The organism is Rhodopirellula islandica (genome assembly GCF_001027925.1).
Lineage (GTDB): Bacteria > Planctomycetota > Planctomycetia > Pirellulales > Pirellulaceae > Rhodopirellula > Rhodopirellula islandica.
Map to the genome: position 1 here is coordinate 1 of NZ_LECT01000025.1, position 17,144 is coordinate 17,144.

The 17,144-nt window shown below is 57.8% G+C and carries 12 protein-coding genes; 8 read left to right on the forward strand and 4 right to left on the reverse strand.

Annotation, left to right across the window (positions count from 1 at the left end):
* From RISK_RS33040 to RISK_RS12235, 5 genes are all read left to right on the forward strand, one after another.
* A partial coding sequence (locus RISK_RS33040; RefSeq protein ID WP_047814598.1) for a hypothetical protein occupies window positions 1–226 on the forward strand: 226 nt, incomplete at its 5' end.
* A gap of 67 nt (window positions 227–293) precedes the next feature.
* Window positions 294–515 (forward strand): addiction module protein, encoded by a 222-nt coding sequence (locus tag RISK_RS12220; protein WP_047814599.1) that lies wholly within the window; start codon window positions 294–296, stop codon window positions 513–515.
* The gene (locus RISK_RS12225) at window positions 515–811 is read left to right on the forward strand and encodes a type II toxin-antitoxin system RelE/ParE family toxin (RefSeq protein WP_047814600.1); all 297 of its coding nucleotides are present in this window, start codon (window positions 515–517) and stop codon (window positions 809–811) included. Before RISK_RS12220 ends, RISK_RS12225 begins: the two co-directional genes overlap by 1 nt.
* Window positions 812–1,920: 1,109 nt before the next feature.
* Window positions 1,921–2,298 carry a hypothetical protein gene (locus RISK_RS12230; RefSeq protein ID WP_150122575.1) on the forward strand — a complete coding sequence of 126 codons (378 nt, stop codon included), beginning with the start codon at window positions 1,921–1,923 and terminating at the stop codon, window positions 2,296–2,298.
* A 924-nt stretch (window positions 2,299–3,222) separates the two neighbouring features.
* The gene (locus RISK_RS12235; protein WP_047814601.1) at window positions 3,223–4,284 is read left to right on the forward strand and encodes a linear amide C-N hydrolase; all 1,062 of its coding nucleotides are present in this window, start codon (window positions 3,223–3,225) and stop codon (window positions 4,282–4,284) included.
* 276 nt (window positions 4,285–4,560) lie between these two features.
* Here the strand turns inward: RISK_RS12235 and RISK_RS12240 are convergent, their stop codons facing one another.
* The 4 genes from RISK_RS12240 to RISK_RS12260 all read right to left on the reverse strand — a co-directional run bounded on the left by RISK_RS12240 (window position 4,561) and on the right by RISK_RS12260 (window position 8,593).
* Window positions 4,561–5,460: a ParA family protein gene (locus tag RISK_RS12240; RefSeq protein WP_047814739.1), complete on the reverse strand. Its 900-nt coding sequence runs from the start codon at window positions 5,458–5,460 to the stop codon at window positions 4,561–4,563.
* Between the two features lie 213 nt (window positions 5,461–5,673).
* Window positions 5,674–6,390, reverse strand: a complete 717-nt coding sequence (locus RISK_RS12245) for a TIGR04283 family arsenosugar biosynthesis glycosyltransferase (RefSeq protein ID WP_047814602.1) — start codon at window positions 6,388–6,390, stop codon at window positions 5,674–5,676.
* Window positions 6,390–7,697 (reverse strand): LptF/LptG family permease, encoded by a 1,308-nt coding sequence (locus RISK_RS12250; protein ID WP_083434941.1) that lies wholly within the window; start codon window positions 7,695–7,697, stop codon window positions 6,390–6,392. Before RISK_RS12250 ends, RISK_RS12245 begins: the two co-directional genes overlap by 1 nt.
* A 365-nt stretch (window positions 7,698–8,062) precedes the next feature.
* Window positions 8,063–8,593, reverse strand: a complete 531-nt coding sequence (locus tag RISK_RS12260; protein WP_047814741.1) for a hypothetical protein — start codon at window positions 8,591–8,593, stop codon at window positions 8,063–8,065.
* A 271-nt stretch (window positions 8,594–8,864) separates the two neighbouring features.
* On the opposite strand from RISK_RS12260, the gene RISK_RS12265 reads away from it, so the two are divergent.
* The 3 genes from RISK_RS12265 to RISK_RS12280 all read left to right on the forward strand — a co-directional run bounded on the left by RISK_RS12265 (window position 8,865) and on the right by RISK_RS12280 (window position 17,011).
* Window positions 8,865–10,238 (forward strand): hypothetical protein, encoded by a 1,374-nt coding sequence (locus tag RISK_RS12265; RefSeq protein WP_047814604.1) that lies wholly within the window; start codon window positions 8,865–8,867, stop codon window positions 10,236–10,238.
* A gap of 268 nt (window positions 10,239–10,506) precedes the next feature.
* The gene (locus tag RISK_RS12270; RefSeq protein ID WP_047814605.1) at window positions 10,507–11,160 is read left to right on the forward strand and encodes a hypothetical protein; all 654 of its coding nucleotides are present in this window, start codon (window positions 10,507–10,509) and stop codon (window positions 11,158–11,160) included.
* A gap of 556 nt (window positions 11,161–11,716) precedes the next feature.
* A complete protein-coding gene (locus RISK_RS12280) occupies window positions 11,717–17,011 on the forward strand; it encodes a DUF1549 domain-containing protein (protein ID WP_236696243.1) in 5,295 nt (1,764 codons plus the stop codon).
* Window positions 17,012–17,144 lie beyond the last annotated feature (133 nt).

A 17,144-nucleotide genomic window follows, 5' to 3' on the forward strand; every position in this document is an offset into this window, starting at 1 on the left:
TCCTCGACGTCGTCAGCCAGGCCTGTGGGAAAGATCGAAAACCGGGGCAACCGCTTCCAATCCATCGTCCGCCCAACGAAGTGTCCGCCCCTGCCCTGCCCAATTCACAAAGTGGCTGGCACCTTACGAGTTTTACTTCACAAAGTGGCTGGCACCTTACGAGTTTGTTCTTTACGAGTTCCCTTACCCGATGACCTTGGACGTGATCCCACTGACAACACTGTGATTCGCGAGCATTTTGCTCGCTCGACCCTCGGCCTACTGTCGACTAGAGTATGGCCGGAGGACATACCATGAACGTTGACCAAGCAATTTCCGACCTTTCCACACTTCCGGTGGGGGATCGCTTGCGTGTCGTGCATGCGATCTGGGATACGCTGCCTGACGATGTTGACCTTTCGCCGTCTGCGGAGCAGCAAGCCGAAATTGACCGTCGTCTTGCTGCACACGATGCAGATCCATCGACTGCCATATCGCACGACGAAATGATGCGGCGCATCGCGAAGCGGCGGTGATGTGGCATCTTTCGTATCGTCCGGAGATCGAAGATGATGTCTGCGAGGCCGCCGCTTGGTACGACGACAAACGCGCGGGACTCGGCGATGAATTTGTTGCCGAATACGCGTCGGCGATACGCCGAATTCAGGACAACCCACTTTTGTTCGCGATCGCCGAGAGCGGACTGCGCCCGTGCCGACTAAAGCGGTTCCCCTACATCATCCATTTCAGGGTCGAAGGTAGCGATATCCTGGTCGTCGCGCTAATGGGCAGTGGCCGCGATGAATCCTCGTTCATTCACCGCAACAGATAACCATCAAATCGGGATAAGGGCCCGGTTGCCTGGACCCCCTCCCACACCACCTAGCATGCGGGACCGCACGAGGCAGGTCGGCAGGAGTCTTTCGGCATTTGGACTGTTTCGGTAAGCGTCGTTGCTCCCACGTACAACCGGGGCGAACGCCCAAACGGCTCACATGATGATGCCCGATCATTCCTGCCGACCTGCCGAGGAGGTTGAGCACGAGTTTCAAGTCAGCGCGTCGCCGCGATGCCCCAAGCCATTGGACCGACAACTTCGCCGCTAAGAGATTGCCATCCGGCAACGGCTCCTTCGCGAGATGAAGCCGAACCGTGCTTGCTCGTTCCCTTCCGGCCTTCGTCGACCACCGGGGCCGACGACGATGTCCTCTGCTGACTTCTCTCTGCACGGTCATACGTTGCCGCATTCCGCCCCGCCTTTCGGGCAAGCCCTACTCACGGGTACGCATCGAGATCTCCCCGAAAAAGGGACGTCCTTGATCGCTCAAGAACACGTGATCTGTCCCCGCCCAAGTGCTTGATCTACCTCCGCTCAGAACTCCATCAAGGCATCCGCCGGGCTTCCGGTTCGGCTTCTCGGTCAGCAGCCCACTGTGATCCAAGGGATCGCTCCGCGACGGGCCTGGAGACGTCGGCCTCGTATCAAGTTTCTGTACGTCACCTGGCGGGTCTTGGCGAGAAGATGTCCAGCGACGATTCCTTGCTGGCTTACCGATCATCTTCGCAGGCTTCCTCCCCCCGGTTTGTCACCTCCCCGCAGTTGCTCCGGGTTGCTTGGTGAATGGCCTCGGACTGCCTTTCTTCAGAGCTACATTTGGTAGACTGACTCCTCGAAAGAAACCGGAACGAAGTACAGGGGACTTGCACCCCACAAGATCACGCCCATGTCGGGCGTACTGCACACGGAGCGGGGCTTGCCGGCGGATACGAAATGGACAACTCTACTCTCCCCGCCCGGTGACGCCGGTCGTTCGCCGACAGAAGGATGCCTGATTGCCTGCTGTAATTCGAATCGCTGGTGAACGTCACTTGCTCGCCGACGCTGTTGCCGCGAGCGGACTTGCGTTCACCGAATCGGCACAGTCTCGACGCATGCGACGATTGAACGCAGACGCCCACGAGATGGACACGTCATACAACCTGACGGTCTCCGAGGCCGATGGCGATGAAGTGTCGGTGCAAGTTCGTGATGTCGACGAATTCTTGAATGCAAACGAGCAACTGTTTGCTGAACTTTTGCGTTCGATCCCTGACTGTCACTGTACGATCGATTTCTCTTGGGATTTCCCTGCAACGTCTGCCGGACAGTACAATTGCTTCCCTACGGCGTTGCTGAATCGACTTGGTGTGCTCGGTGTAGATCTGAAGGTTTCGGTATATGCGACATCAGAAAATGCGGCGAACCATCCGATGCAACCGAGCGGCGAAGTCGGGCGTATTGAAATGGATGATCAACCGTCGCCGCCGGCTGATCGGTAACGTTTTCCGAATGACAAGGCATCGACTTCGCTGGTCGAGCGGCAGAGACTTACGACACCCAAACGACTCACTCCCGGCCCCGCCATGGCATTCATTCCCTATATCCTTGTTTGGATCGGACTCGGTCTGACTGGCTCTTTCTTGCTTCTCACGAAATCGGCACGCCCGGAGCGTGCATTGTTTGTTGTAATTTTCTCGTTGCCGCATGCAGTTGTATTTGGGCCGCTCTTCTTGCTGTTGAACCTGGCCGGACGAGCTCAGAAAACCTGCCCTTCCTGCCAATCGAGCGTTGATCGTGCGGCTACTGTCTGTGCAAAATGCACAAAAGAGCTACCACAATCGTCGTAAAATCCGAAAGACACCCGTCGAAGTCCTCCAGGAGAAACGCAGGGCAAAGCGACGCAATCCGACAGGCAAACGCATTCGACGCGACGGAACCATTGGGGGCAGTGGGGCTGCTCCGAAGTTTGTGAACGAGAGTTCCCAACCAGATGCACGCCGAATGCAAAGAACGTGTCTGCCGGAGCGGCGCCGAAGCGGCTTGATCCGGCCTACTTGCTGCCTCGAAGTCGACCGTGGTGCGGCAATCGTCCGATCAACGATGAATGGCGATTGGTGGATGGCACCTTCCGGATCCTTAGTGGTCTGTCACGACTTATCCCTGGGGTAGTGGACGAGGCGACGAGTCATGAACTGGCGTGAAATCCAAGGACTCGTGGCCTCGTCCACTACGACCAACCTTATCTTTTAGCTGTGACAGACCACTCGCCTTGCAATCTCAACTCCCTGCCGGACAATGCCGAGCAGCATGGGACGTGATCTGATCTGACACAATGCAAACTCAGCCAGAACGAAGCAGACAGGCCGCGCGCAAACTCGTTTCAAGCGAGTGACATTTCTTCTAACAAACCAAGGACCTGAAGCATGGCGGCACCTCACCATTTCTTTCATGATTCGATGTGGTCAATCCTAGCGATTGCGTTGGCAATGTCGGCCTCGACCGCTTTGGCATGCACACGCATTCTATGGAATACCAATGGCGTCCTCGCCGTCGCGGGACGGACGATGGATTGGGCAGAATCAACGGAACCAAGACTGTATGTTTTTCCGAAAGGCATGCCTCGAGATGGAGGCCGGGTTGGGCCGATTGATTTCGGTGACGAAAATCCACTCACCTGGACGTCTCGCTATGGTTCGGTCGTCGTTTCCGCTTATGGCCTGGCATCGGTCGACGGTTTGAACGAAAAGGGACTTGCAATGCACTTGCTGTTCCTAACCGCCACCGACTATGGGCCGCGAAATCCAGAGAAAGCGGGGCTCCATGCGGGCCTTTGGGGGCAGTACTTGCTCGACAACGCAGCCACGGTCGAAGAAGCCCTGGAGAGAATGAAAGACGTTCAACCAATCATGGTCGAGCACGCCGGCTTCAAGACGTCGCTTCACTTAGCAATCGAAGATGCATCCGGAGATTCCGCCATCATCGAATACGTCGATGGCCAACCAAAAATCTACCATGGATCGGAACATCGAGTGGTGACCAATGATCCACCCTACGATCAACAACTCCTTGAGCTAGAGAAGTGGGATTTCACGAACGCGACACGCCAAACCCCGCTGCCCGGCAACGTCAATCCAATCGATCGCTTTGTACGAGCCAACTATTTCTTGAAGACGCTTCGCAAACCCGAGGGAGAACGAGAAGCAATTGCCACGACATTGTCTCTCGCTCGAAACGCTTCGGTGCCATTCAATGCGCCTTACAAAACGCCTGGAACGATCTACGACACCGAATACCGCACCGTCGTGAACCTGGAGGCCAGACGTTTCTTCTTTGAGCTGACAACGAGCCCCAACGTCATTTGGGTGAATCTGGAGGACTTGGAGCTTTCTCCAGGCTCCCCGGTTCTCACGCTCAACCCAGATGACATTCATCTGTCAGGCAATGTGAACAAAGAATTCACACCAGTGGCTGAACCTCCGTTCTAAGCAGGTCGGCAGGAGTCTTTCGGCATTTGGGCTGTTTCGGTAATCGCCGTTGCTCCCACGTATAACCGGGGCTAACGCCCAAACGGCTCACATGATGATGCCCGATCATTCCTGCTGACCTGCTTAAGAACCATGTGAACAACAAGTGACGTAGCGGAAGGGCGCGAGCCCTCCGGTTCCTCACCGGGCGGCTTGCGCCACGCCGCTAACATCGTCACTTGTTGTTCACGCGTTGCTTAAGCAGGCACGCGGGAAAACTTGTTCCCCAGCAAGGTCTCACAAGCAGATCAGTTCTTCTTGTCGCTGGCTCACGGGAACATCCAAGTTGCGGAGTCGTGAAATGATCTCACCGCAGAGCTCTCGATAGCGAGCGGCGAACTGCCGCCCGTACTTGGCATCGCAATTTGGATGCGGGGTGCTCAGCTCGCGTGGGTCGACAGCCCTGGCCAATTGGGCCGCGTTGGGAATGACCGACTCAAACGGGGTGGGCAACTTCGCGAAAGGATCGGAAACCATCGCGCGGTGAAGTGGCGTCTGCTGGCGATACAACGTCCACAAAGTCCCGAGTGAGTCAACACGAAAACGTTTCAGCCGATCGACCAAATTCGCTGATCCTCGCACCGACAATTGGTCCGGGATGGATGGAATCACGCAACCATCCGCGATCCGCAGAAACATTTTGACTTGCATCGCAATGCTGGGCGGACAATCCACAATCACGAAGTCATACAGTTCGTTGAGCCAGCTCTTCACTCCCGGCATCTGTTTCTTGATTTGAGTGAACAAATCTCGTTCGGTGTCGAACAAACCCGAGCGACGCTTGGAACGAAACGCATTGTTGTAAAAGTCATCGATCCGAAACGAACAAGGGATCACATCCAAGAAGTCATGCACTGTCGCGACGTTCGATGTTTCTTGAGCGATGAACGTTCGCAGGTCATCGACTTCAAAATCGGGGTCGCACATCTCCAAGAAAACGTCGTGCAGCGTGCGTTTCCGTTTCTCACACTGAAGCATCCGCTGTTCGCCCAACAACAATTCCCCCGCCATGCTCTGGTGGTCCGCATCGATCACCAAGGTCTTGTAACCTTCCTCTGCCAGTGTCTCCGCGATGGCGACCGTCGAAGCGGTTTTTCCAACTCCACCTTTGAGATTGATCATCAAGAGAACAGGCATGGGCTTTCGATCGTTTGAGGGGTTCAGAGGCATCTCACAAAACACCACCCCCGAGCGGGGATCGCGTCCACTCAAGAATTCACCACAAACTCACGAACGCTCAATCCGCGCCCTCGAAAAACAGACGAATAGGCTTTTGCTGCCGACAAAAGTCGCCCATTCACGCCAACCATGTTTCGACTCTCATTCCACACAACTGCTGCGATCCCACACTCAACCGTCGTAGACCCGCCTCAAATCTTCAGGCGAAGCTCCTTTTGAAAACTCGCGTTGAATTTGCCAGTTCAGTAGCGTCTGACGAACAACGCCCCGCCTCTGCCAACGCCGAGCATCGACCTGGACAGGCCCCGGCAACAGCGTCGCCGGGCAATGCGCTCGCAGCTTTGCCGACAGCATCACGTCTTCCATCAACGCCACTCGTTCAAATCCACCGACGCGTTCATACAAGTCGCGATGAACGAAGATCGCTTGATCGCCAAACAAATTCGATCGCACACGCCCCCGCCAAGCGTTGCCCCATTCGAGCATTCGGTAACGCCAAGCCGGATGATCGATTCGTTGATAGAAACCGCCCCAAGCTGGCCAATCCGCTTCCCGCAACTGCGCCCACCAATTCAGAGGCAGTCGATTGTCGGCGTGCAAGAAAAGCAGCATTTCCCCGGTTGCCAGTTCCGCTCCGGTGGCAAGTTGCTCGCCGCGTCCCGGAAGCGACTGGATCACTCGCACACGAACGTCCTGCATCGCTTCCACGAGCATCACGGTGCTGTCTCGGCTGCCACCATCGGCGACGATGACCTCAGCCACCCTGCCTTCGGCCTCGCCCGTCTCAGAGACGCTCCGCCCTGATTCGCCGCCCGAGAGGATGGACGCAAGACACGGTTCAATGTTGTCCGCTTCGTTCCACGTGGGGACGACGACGCTGACCTTCATCAAACCGTCTGAACGTGACGCAGTCGGGAATACGCCAGAGGCCCAATGATCAGCAGGGGAATCCAAGCGGCGATGCCGGGCGTGACCAGACTCGTGCTTCCGCCCAACGTGCTCGCGATGGTTTTGAGCGCGAAAAATCCGATGATCAGACCCACCGCCGATCCGATCAACACGAACAACTTGCGTCCTCGTCGATTGACGACCATCGGCAGCACCAACAGAATCAAAGCAAAATCCAGCGGGGCCCGCACGATCCGTTCATGAGTGGTTGTTCGCAGCGCCTTGCTGGTATGCACCGAAGGATTGCGAACTCGACCGGCAAGTTCCATCACGGATGCCAGGCGTGTCGCGGTGTCTTGGGTTTGCAACATATTCGGATGAATGCTGGTGACGACAAAGCACTCGGTCGGTTGCAGCCAAGGCTGGTCCGCGGGGGTCAAAATCACCAAGTCTTCTCGAGACTCCAGTCCGACCGACGGCACATCACGCAGGTCTTCAGGACGCCGCACGCCACGCAGCAGGTAGCCGGTGCTTTCGGGCATTCCGCTTCGTCCCGCCAAGTCCGTCCAACTGGTTCGTCTGCCTTCCGTGTCGGACACGGCGGCGTGGAGGGATGCCAATTGCGCGGAAGCGGTTTCTGCGGGCCCACTTTCTGCCAATTCGGCGTCAGGCAACCCTTGGTCGTCTCGCCATTCCGCCATCGCCTGTGGGTCCCACCAAATCGCTTCGCGTGCCAACAAGACATCACCAAACCCGGCGTATTCGCTGTACAACCGGAAGTTGGGTCGTGTGATGACACGTCCCAGCGTCCGCAGTTTATCGCCTTCGATCAGAATCCCCGACGATTGGTCATAGGTCGGCATGACAGCCTGTTCGACGTCGCCGGACAGATTTTTCGCCTTCATCGTCAGCGAATCGCGAAAACGCGGGATCACCCATTCTCGATTCATCAGCTGAACGGAGACAATTGCCAAAGAGGCGATCACCATCGGCCGAAGGATCCGCCCGTGGGAAATTCCCGCGGACAGGGTTGCGGTCAGCTCCCCGGTTCGCCGCAGCCAGCCCGCCGTGAACAAGAACGCCATCAGAGTGATGATCGTCCCGGTCATATCGAAGAGCAGCAGCAAATACGGCCCGTAGAAGCGGCCCAGCACCAATGGCAAGGGCTCGCCGGCTTTGGATTGAGCGATCAAGTCGTCCATCGCCGTGAAGGCGTGAAACACAATGAAGATGCCCGCCAACGACAAAAAACACACGCACACCGTGCGAATGAAGAGGATCAGGACGTAGCGATCAATCTGAGTCACGATGCGGCGGACGACGACTTCAAAGGAATGGATGGATACCGGACAGGGAATTTCTCCCGTCCCTGCTCACCATCGCAGCCAACCCGTCGACGCCTCAAGACCAATCGCTGGAGCCCTCAGGCGTTGATTGGCACCAGAGCAGAACAATTGTCCCGAATTGTTCCGTCACCCAGCATTCAGACGTCGGTCAGCTTCTTCCCCAGTCCACCCCTGACACCGTTTGTGTCAGGACCGGAAACGATCCGAACACGGACAGTCGAACAGTTGATTCAACGGTTCGACATCGTGAACAGCTCGGTGGGGCCTCCACCGAGACATGTTCTTTGACGACAGCTTCAACGAGGCTGACTGAGGCGACGGACTCATCAGTCGACCAGTTGAGCACCGGGTGGCAATGGATCGGCGTGAATGATCATGTCACCTTGTGAGTCCACGCGATTCGATTGGTAGGCACGAGGGGCGAACGAGTCGCCTTGGATCGAACCGTTGTAGGAATCGACGGGATAGCCGCCACCAGGAACGATCGTTTCGCCGTAACCAAGCGTGCCGCTTCCCAGGTAGGGATCAACAGCGCCTTCGTAGTAGCCGGGCATTCCGACGGCATACTCACTGCCGCATCCGTCGCCCACGTAGGTTTGGGGTGCCGGGCAAGTGTTGCAGGTACCAGCCGATGCATACGGTGCGTAGGCAGGGGCCGGTGCGTAGACAGGCTGTTGCGGAATCATTGGAGGTGCGGCCACGGCCGGACCGCGGTTGAACAAATTGCAGGATCCAGTGTTGCAACCACCCGCGGTGGCTGCAGGCGGAGGAGCCAACGGATTGACGGCACGGCCAATGGCGCCGACGCGATTGCAAAGACCACAGCTGGCGCCGCGGCCGAAAAAGAAGTTTCTCATTCCTGAGCAGCCGGTCGAAGTCACCGTGACCGTCACGAGCATCAGGAGCGTTAGAGTTCGGATTGTCATCAGAGTTTCCTTGACTGGCAAAGCAGGCGGATCGGGCAAGGTGAACCCAAAGGGAAAACCGAGCCTAAACGTTGGCCTTGGCACCAAGACCACTCAAAAGTAGGACGCTCTGAGCGTTGTGCAAACGCAACACGCTAATTTTGGGCAACAATTTGTTGACAAAACGCCACATCCCACCTTCAGAAGGGCTGTGGTAGCTTGGATGCCCCGCACGATTCATACGACCCGTTTGATTGTTCGCATGATGCAGCTCGCTCACCCACACGACCACAAGTCGCTGATGTCCACCGTCGTCATCGGCCGATCATCCGGTTTCTCGATTCGCCTCCTGGGCAAACGAGTTTTGCTTCCGGAGGCGATCGCGCCGGTGATGCTGTGCATCGCCATGTGCTCTGCGTTCGCGATCAACGCCGACTCCCTCCGCGCCGGGCAGCCGCTCGCCTTCGATTCAGCGGTTTTCTCCCAGCCGTTGTCTCTGTCCTCTGCCAGCGAGTGGACTTCCACGGAAACGATCGCTGCCGAAGAGGCCGCAGAACTCAATCGAGTCGAAGCGATCGAGATTCAAGCCGAGAACGAACTGGATCTTTCGGACTCACTGACATCCATTCATTCCGCTTCTGTCACGCGACCTCATCCCAACCTGATCCCATCGGGATCGTTCATGGTTCCGGCACCGTCCAGTCTGCAACAGGATTTGACGAGTGACCGTTACTGGTTGATCAGCACGCGGCACATCACCAGCACCGCTTGTCGCGCCAACTTGCAGAACCCGAACCTGCACATCTCGCGATTGAATCGTTGCGGTCAATCCAGCCCGTCCAGCCTCGACGAATACATCGCGACGTTTGACCCGAGCCGACCGCGTGTCATTTACGTTCACGGCAACCGCCGCTCCGCTCCCTTGGCTATTCAACGGGGGATGGACGTGGCTCGTGAGTTGGAAGCCAACCGCTGCGACCGCACCCCGATGGACTTTGTCATCTGGAGCTGGCAAAGCGATCGCGAAACGTTTGCCATCACCGACGCTCGAATCAAAGCGGAACGAACCGACGCCCAGGGTTTGTACTTGGCTTGGTTGCTGCATCGTCACGTCGAAGCCGCCCAGCCCACCGCGTTGATCGGATTCAGCTTCGGCGGCCGGATCGTGACAGGCAGCCTGCACGCGTTGGCCGGCGGCAGCATCGGACGTCGAAGCTTGAGCGAAGCGCCCGTGATGGCGGCCAACCTGGACGTTGGTTTACTCGCACCGGCAATCCAAAGCGATTGGCTGATGCCTCACGGCTACCACCGCCTCGCGACTCAGAACATGAATCGCCTGGTCCTGCTGTACAACCAACGCGACGCAATCCTCAAGAACTACTGGCTGCTGACGCGAATTCGCGGCACACGTGCATTGGGCTACACCGGTCCAACCCGATTCGCGCCTCGTTACGACGGCTCGCCGTTGCCCGTCCGTTCGCGTGACTGTTCGCCCACAGTCGGCAAGGCTCACTCGGAAGAGGAGTATTACAAGCGATCGTGTTACGCGGGCCGCGAAATGGCCAGCCTGTTGTCCAGCAGTTTGAAAAACGACTGAGCAACGCCCTACCAACGGCGGCCGTGGTGGACGAGGCAACGAGTCCGGTTCGTCGTGACAACCGTGAACCATCGTTCATCGGCTGATGGTTGAACTCACCGCAAACCGAACAGTTTGACTGAACCGGGGAGTTTGCCTGTTGGTTGCGACGCGCGAAAGTCAGAGCGTGTTGTACCGGACTGATCGATCCTGACGATCCGATGGTTGTCGCGACGGATACGCGACGCTTTGCCCGTTCGGTTTCGCAGGATGCAGTGCCGCCAGTCATATGAATCTCAAAACACTTCAAGCGTCGGTTCCCGTTTTGTTGGTTGCGATGTTGGCGAATGGGGCCAGCAACGAATGCCGAGCGGATTGGCCGTTTCCACTGCTACGTCCCGACGGAGCCCAACGGGTGGACGTGATCGGCCCGGTGGGAAGCCGTTTGCCAGAATCCTACCGGCGTCAATACAACCGTCCGACTTACGTGGGTGGTAAAACCGCGGCGATCATCGCCCCGTCCAGCCAAGAAGCTCGTGCCTGGCAACGAGCCGACGCACTCGGGCTGTACGACGACAACGGCATCAAGGGCGCAGTCCACGGCAAACACTGCCCGCCGAAACGCGTGGAACAACACTACTTCTATCCCAAACCGTGGGAAGTCCTGACCGTCGGTCCGCGCCGCTCGGTCGCCGTCGAACCGAACGACGTTGATCGCTACCAGGAACCCGTGTTGATGAAAGAAGTCGCGGAGGAACTGGAGAAAGCCGAAACGCTGCATCGCCCTTCGCCAGATGACTTGGAACCGATCGAATCAGCGATTCCTGCCCCGGTGCAAGACCCAGCAACGGATGCACTGGACCTGAATGATCAATCGTCGATCCCCAACACGATTCGCGAGCCCGTCTTTGTGGCTCCCGTCAGTGGCCTGATTCATCGCTAGGCTGGGTGGGCAGGAATGAACGGACGAAACCGCGTAAGCCGTTTGGTCGTTCGCCTGGACTGTTTTCATCCTGGTAGGGATGTCAGATGGTAGCCGTCGGCAAGCAATAGCGCCACCGACGGACATGCCAGTTCAGTCGAGATGTTGCCAACCAACCGCGGAGCGGTGACATTCGATAGCGTCGGGTTTCAACCCGACGTCTTGGGTGCCCGCACCTCAATTCAAAGCCGCCGAGCGGCGACAGATCGTTCCAAACTCGTTGCCAAATGCCGTCCCTCCGCGACTGATCGGTCGAGATGTTGGCCAACCAACTGTGTGGGACGTTCGATTGACAGCTTGCGGAACTTCCCTGTGGCGTTGGCTTCCAGCCTGTGTTCTATCCTTCACAGACTGGAAGCCGATGCTGCATTTCTGAGGAATTCTCGTGGCAGCGTTGCTTGACCGAAACGGCAGTCGCCATTATCCTTCCTTTAAGCGGGGATCACCCCCGCTCCCGCCTGCCACCCCCCACACGGCTACCGAATCGATTCATCCCCGGGATTGATTCGGATCGGCGATGATTTTTCGTCCCCATGCATTCGCTTGGAAGGAAATCGTCGTGACAGATATTTCGTTGATCATGTTGTCCATTCGGTCACCGCGATCCCCATTACCCCACCTAGCCGTTGTGGGACTTTTCTTTTTCTCTGCCCTCGGTGCCCCACCGAGTTCGGCAGAGGACGAACCCACCCCCGCCGAAGTCCCCACTTCGGCCGCGGGTTTGGGCGTTGGAACCGTCAGCTATCACCGCGACGTTCTACCGGTCCTGCGAGCGAACTGCTTCGGATGCCACCAAGCCGCGAAGCAACGCGGCGAATACGTGATGACCGACTTCGACGCGTTGCTCCGCGGCGGTGAAAGCGGCGAGGCGGCGGTCGTTCCCGGTGATGCCGACGCCAGCTCGCTGGTCTCGCTGATCACGGCACACGACGGCATTGCCGAAATGCCCAAGGCCCCACGCAAACCACTGCACGAAACAGAAGTGGCGACGATCCAGCGCTGGATCCAACAAGGGGCGATCAACGACTCGCCCCAGCCCAGTGGCCCGCGAATCGATGCCAACCATCCGCCGGTCTACGCAGGGCCACCGACGTTGCCCTCGATCGACCTCTCGCCCGATGGCCAAGTGCTCGCCGTCGCGGGCTACCACGAGATTTGCTTGCTGGATCCCCAAACCGGTGAGATGCAAACACGTTTGGTCGGCATGTCGCCGCGGATCAACTCGGTTTGCTTTTCACCCGATGGTTCACGCATCGCCGCAGCGGGCGGCACGCCCGGCGAACTGGGTGAACTGCAAATTTGGAACGCATCGACTGGCGAGCAAGAACTTTCCCAACAGATCACGTTCGACACCCTCACCGGTTTGTCTTGGTCACCAGACGGATCGAAGATCGCGATCGGAGCCAATGACAACACGGTGCGTGCACTCGATGCGACCTCGGGCGAACAAGTCCTGTTCCAAGGGGCCCACGAGGATTGGATTCGCGACACGGTGTTCAGCAGCGATGGCAAACACCTCGTTTCCGTTGCCCGCGACATGACCTGCAAATTGACGGAAGTTGAAACCGAACGCTTCATCGACAACGTCACCTCGATCACCCCCGGTGCTTTGTCGGGCGGGCTGTCCAGCGTTGCTATGCATCCGACTCGCAATGAGATCGTTGTCGGTGGTGCCGATGGCGTGGTCAAGGTCTACCGTGTCTTCCGACAAACCAAGCGTCAGATCGGTGACGACGCCAACTTGTTTCGAAACCTGCCTCGTCTGAACGGACGCATCCGGCAAGTCGTCGTGAACTCCACTGGCACGCACCTGGCCGCCGTCGCCACGATCGACGGCCATTCCGAATTGCGAGTTTGGAAGTACGACTTCACCGGTGAGTTGACTGATCTGCTGAAATCGATCCTCAGCAAACGAGTCGCCAATCGCTCCGCGAACGGGCAGAAACTCGTCGAAGAAACGATCAACGAACCCGTCACACAGACGCTCCTCTTCGAACTTCCCAACGCCGCCGCTTACGCGATGGATTTGACCGATGACGGGAGCGTGTTTGTCGCGGCCAACGATGGACTCATCCGCCACCTCGACCCGACCGGAAAACTGGTTCGCTCATTTCCGGCGGTGCCGCAAAGCGATGCGACGTCCGAAGAAGCGTCCCATGCTTCCGCCCCCGAGCTCAACTTCACAAGCGATGCAGCTTCCAACCAAGACGCGTCACCTGAATCGCCGATCACCGCCTCGGAATTGGTTGAACTGTCCGTTGTCCCGAAAACAATTTCGCTGACATCGCCCTACGACTACGTGCAACTGATCGCGATTGGAACGCTGGCCGATGGTTCCACCATCGATGTGACGCGACAAATCAAGATCACGCAATCCGAAGACTACCTCGCGTCGCCCAGCGGATTGATTCGCCCCCAACGAAATGCGATCAACGAAGTCACCATCACGCTCGGATCGCATCAACAAACACTCCCGATCGAGATCACCGGGCAAGCCAACTTCGACGTCGACTTCATTCGAGACGTCAATCCTGTGCTGTCTCGACTGGGATGCAACCAAGGCACCTGCCATGGAGCCCAGAAGGGCAAGAACGGGTTCCGTCTGTCTTTGCGAGGCTACGATCCCATCTTCGACATCCGCGCCCTGACCGACGACTTGGCCGCGCGGCGAATCAATCCGGCGGCCCCCAATGATTCGATGATGCTCCGCAAACCTCTGGGCATCACGCCTCACGAAGGCGGCACATTGATGAAAGAGGGCGATCCCTATCACGCGGTCCTGCATCGCTGGATTGCCGATGGATCCAAACTGGACCTGAAAACTCCCCGCGTCGCATCGTTGGAAGTCTTCCCGAAGAACCCGGTCGTTCAATCCACCGACGCTCGCCAGCAGGTTCGCATCGTTGCGACCTATGCCAACGGCGACTCACGCGATGTGACGCAAGAAGCATTCGTCAGCTCCGGCAACACCGAAGTCGCCACCGCCGAAGCCGGTGGGATGCTCCGTGCCGTTCGTCGCGGGGAAGCACCCGTGCTGGCTCGATTCGAAGGGGCCTACGCCGCCACCACGCTGACCGTGATGGGCGATCGCACGGGATACGAACAAGCCAACTCGGATACCTGGGGACGCATCGACGAATTGGTCGCTCAAAAGTGGGACCGAATGAAGATCGTACCCAGCGAAGTCGCCGACGACGCCACCTTCCTCCGCCGCGTGCACTTGGACCTGACCGGGCTGCCTCCCACCAGCCAAATGGTTCGCGAGTTTTTGGCCGATGAAACGCCTCGCAAATTGAAGCGTCAGGCCATCATCGATCGCTTGATCGGCAACGAAGACTTCGTCGAATACTGGACCAACAAGTGGGCCGACCTGCTGCAAGTCAATCGAAAATTCCTCGGCGTCGAGGGCACCAAACTCTATCGCGATTGGATTCGCAAAGCGGTCGAGGAAAATCGTCCCTACGACGAATTCGCCTACCAGATCTTGACCGCATCGGGTTCCAACCAAACCAACCCGGCCGCCTCGTACTACAAAGTCCTCCGGACCCCCGAGGACACGATGGAAAACACGACGCATCTGTTTCTGGGCATTCGTTTCAATTGCAACAAATGCCACGATCACCCGTTCGAACGTTGGACCCAAGACCAGTACTTCGAACTGGCCGCCTACTTCGCGAAAGTCGACCGAAAGAAAGATCCCAATTCAGGCGACAAAAAGATCGGTGGCACCGCCGTCGAAGGTGCAACACCCCTGTTTGAGATCATTGCCGACACGGCCGATTCAGAGGTCCAGCACGGCCGGACGGGCGAGAACGTTGAGCCGTCGTTCCCTTACGAATTGGCCGGCAAAGCTGCCGATCAACCCGCTCAACAACAATCACAGACCGCTGCACCCAATGGGCAAACGCTGGTCTCTCATTCCAACGATCCACTCACGCGACGCGAAGAACTTGCCAAGTGGATGACGGATCCCAGCAACCCGTACTTCGCTCGTTCCTACGTCAACCGAATCTGGGGATACATGACGGGCGTCGGCTTGATCGAACCGATTGACGACATCCGAGCTGGCAACCCACCGTCCAACCCCCAATTGCTGGACTACCTGACGAACGAATTCATCGGTTCCAACTTCGACACGCGGCATCTGATGCGGTTGATCGTTCGCTCGCGGACCTATCAGTTGTCGGTCCAGTCCAACGAATGGAATGCCGACGATCACCTGAACTACTCCCACGCGACACCGCGACGATTGCCCGCCGAAGTCATCTTCGACGCCGTGCACTCGCTGACGGGAGCGACCAGTCACATCCCTGGCATGCCTGCCGGGACCCGTGCGGCCGCCGCAACGGACTCGGGCGTCTCGCTCACCGACGGCTTCCTCGCCAACCTCGGACGTCCTGTCCGCGAAACAGCCTGTGAATGCGAACGGGGAACTGACCTGCAACTCGGCCCGGTGATGGCGTTGATCAGTGGCCCCACCATTGGCACCGCGATCAGCGACCCCAAGAACCAACTCGAAAAGATCGTCGCGGAAAACTCCACCGACGAAGCCGTGACGGAAGAGATCTTCTTGCGAGCGCTGGGCCGCCTCCCGTCTGACAAGGAACGCGCCGCTTTCGCAACGATTCACGGCCAAATCCAAAGCGACCACGAAACGCTCGTCGAACGTTTGGCCGCTGCCGAGACCGCTTGGTCCGAGCGATTCCCGCAGTTGGAGGCCGGCCGTCAAGCGATGCTGACGAAGCTCGCCGATGACATCGCCACTCGCCGCACCGAGAGTGCGGATGAACGAGCGAAGATGCAGGCCGAGCGTCAGACCAAGATCGACGCCGCCGCAAAGAAGCTCGCTGACCAAGAAGCAAAACTGCCCGAATTGGTGACAGCGTTTCTGACAGAGAAAAAGGCGGACACCGAATGGCATCCGCTGATCCCCAACTCGTTGTCCGCAACCAACCAAGCGACCTTGACCATCCAACCCGATCGCAGTGTTCTGGCCAGTGGCAAACAAGGCAATGGCTCTTACATCGTCGAGTTTGAGACCGATCTGTCCGGAATCACCGGCTTTCGAGTCGAGGCACTCACCGATCCAAGCCTCCCGCAAAACGGTCCTGGTCGCGCCGGCAACTTTGTGGTCACCGAGATCACCGTCCGAGCTGGATCGGATCTCCAAGCCAAGCCCAAAGATCTACCTGCCGTCAAAATCGCTCGTGCTTCGGCCGACTTCTTGCAGAACGGGTTCAAAATCGAAAGCACCTTCGATGGCAACGCTGGCAATCAAAACGCTTGGGCGGTCTCGGGAGCCAATGGTCACGAGCACTGGGCCACGTTCCAGTTCGCTCAACCGATCGCCTCGGAAGGCAAAACACGCCTGAGATTTGAATTGGCTCAAAACCACAACGCCAAGGAACATCAACTTGGTCGCTTCCGAATCAGTGTGACCACGGCGGAGGGCGACATTCCGCTGGGATTGTCCGAAACGTTTGCCGCCGTGGAACGAACACCCGCGGAACAACGCGGTGAGGCTCTCGCGAAGGCAATCGATCAGTACGTGTCGACGATCAATCCCGAGTTGAAAGCGGCTCGTGATGCACTCAATCAAGCCAAACGGCCGCTGCCCGAAGACAGCCGAATCGTCGAACTGCAAACACGCCGCAAACGCTTTGAACCAGAAACACCGATTGATCCGGCCTTGGTTGAATTGCGTGCGAACGTCGAACGATCCAAGACCCAACTGGCGAATTCCCGTTTGACCGCGGCAGAAGACCTGGTCTGGGCTCTCGTCAATTCGCCGGCGTTCTTGTTCAACCACTGATTCACATTGGAACCATTCGGAAACAACTTCGGGATTCAAAAGTAGCGGAAGGGCGCGAGCCCTCCGGTGACACACCGTGCGGCTCACGCCGCTCCGCTACAGCCGAACTTGATTCCGAACGATTCCTTCGCCT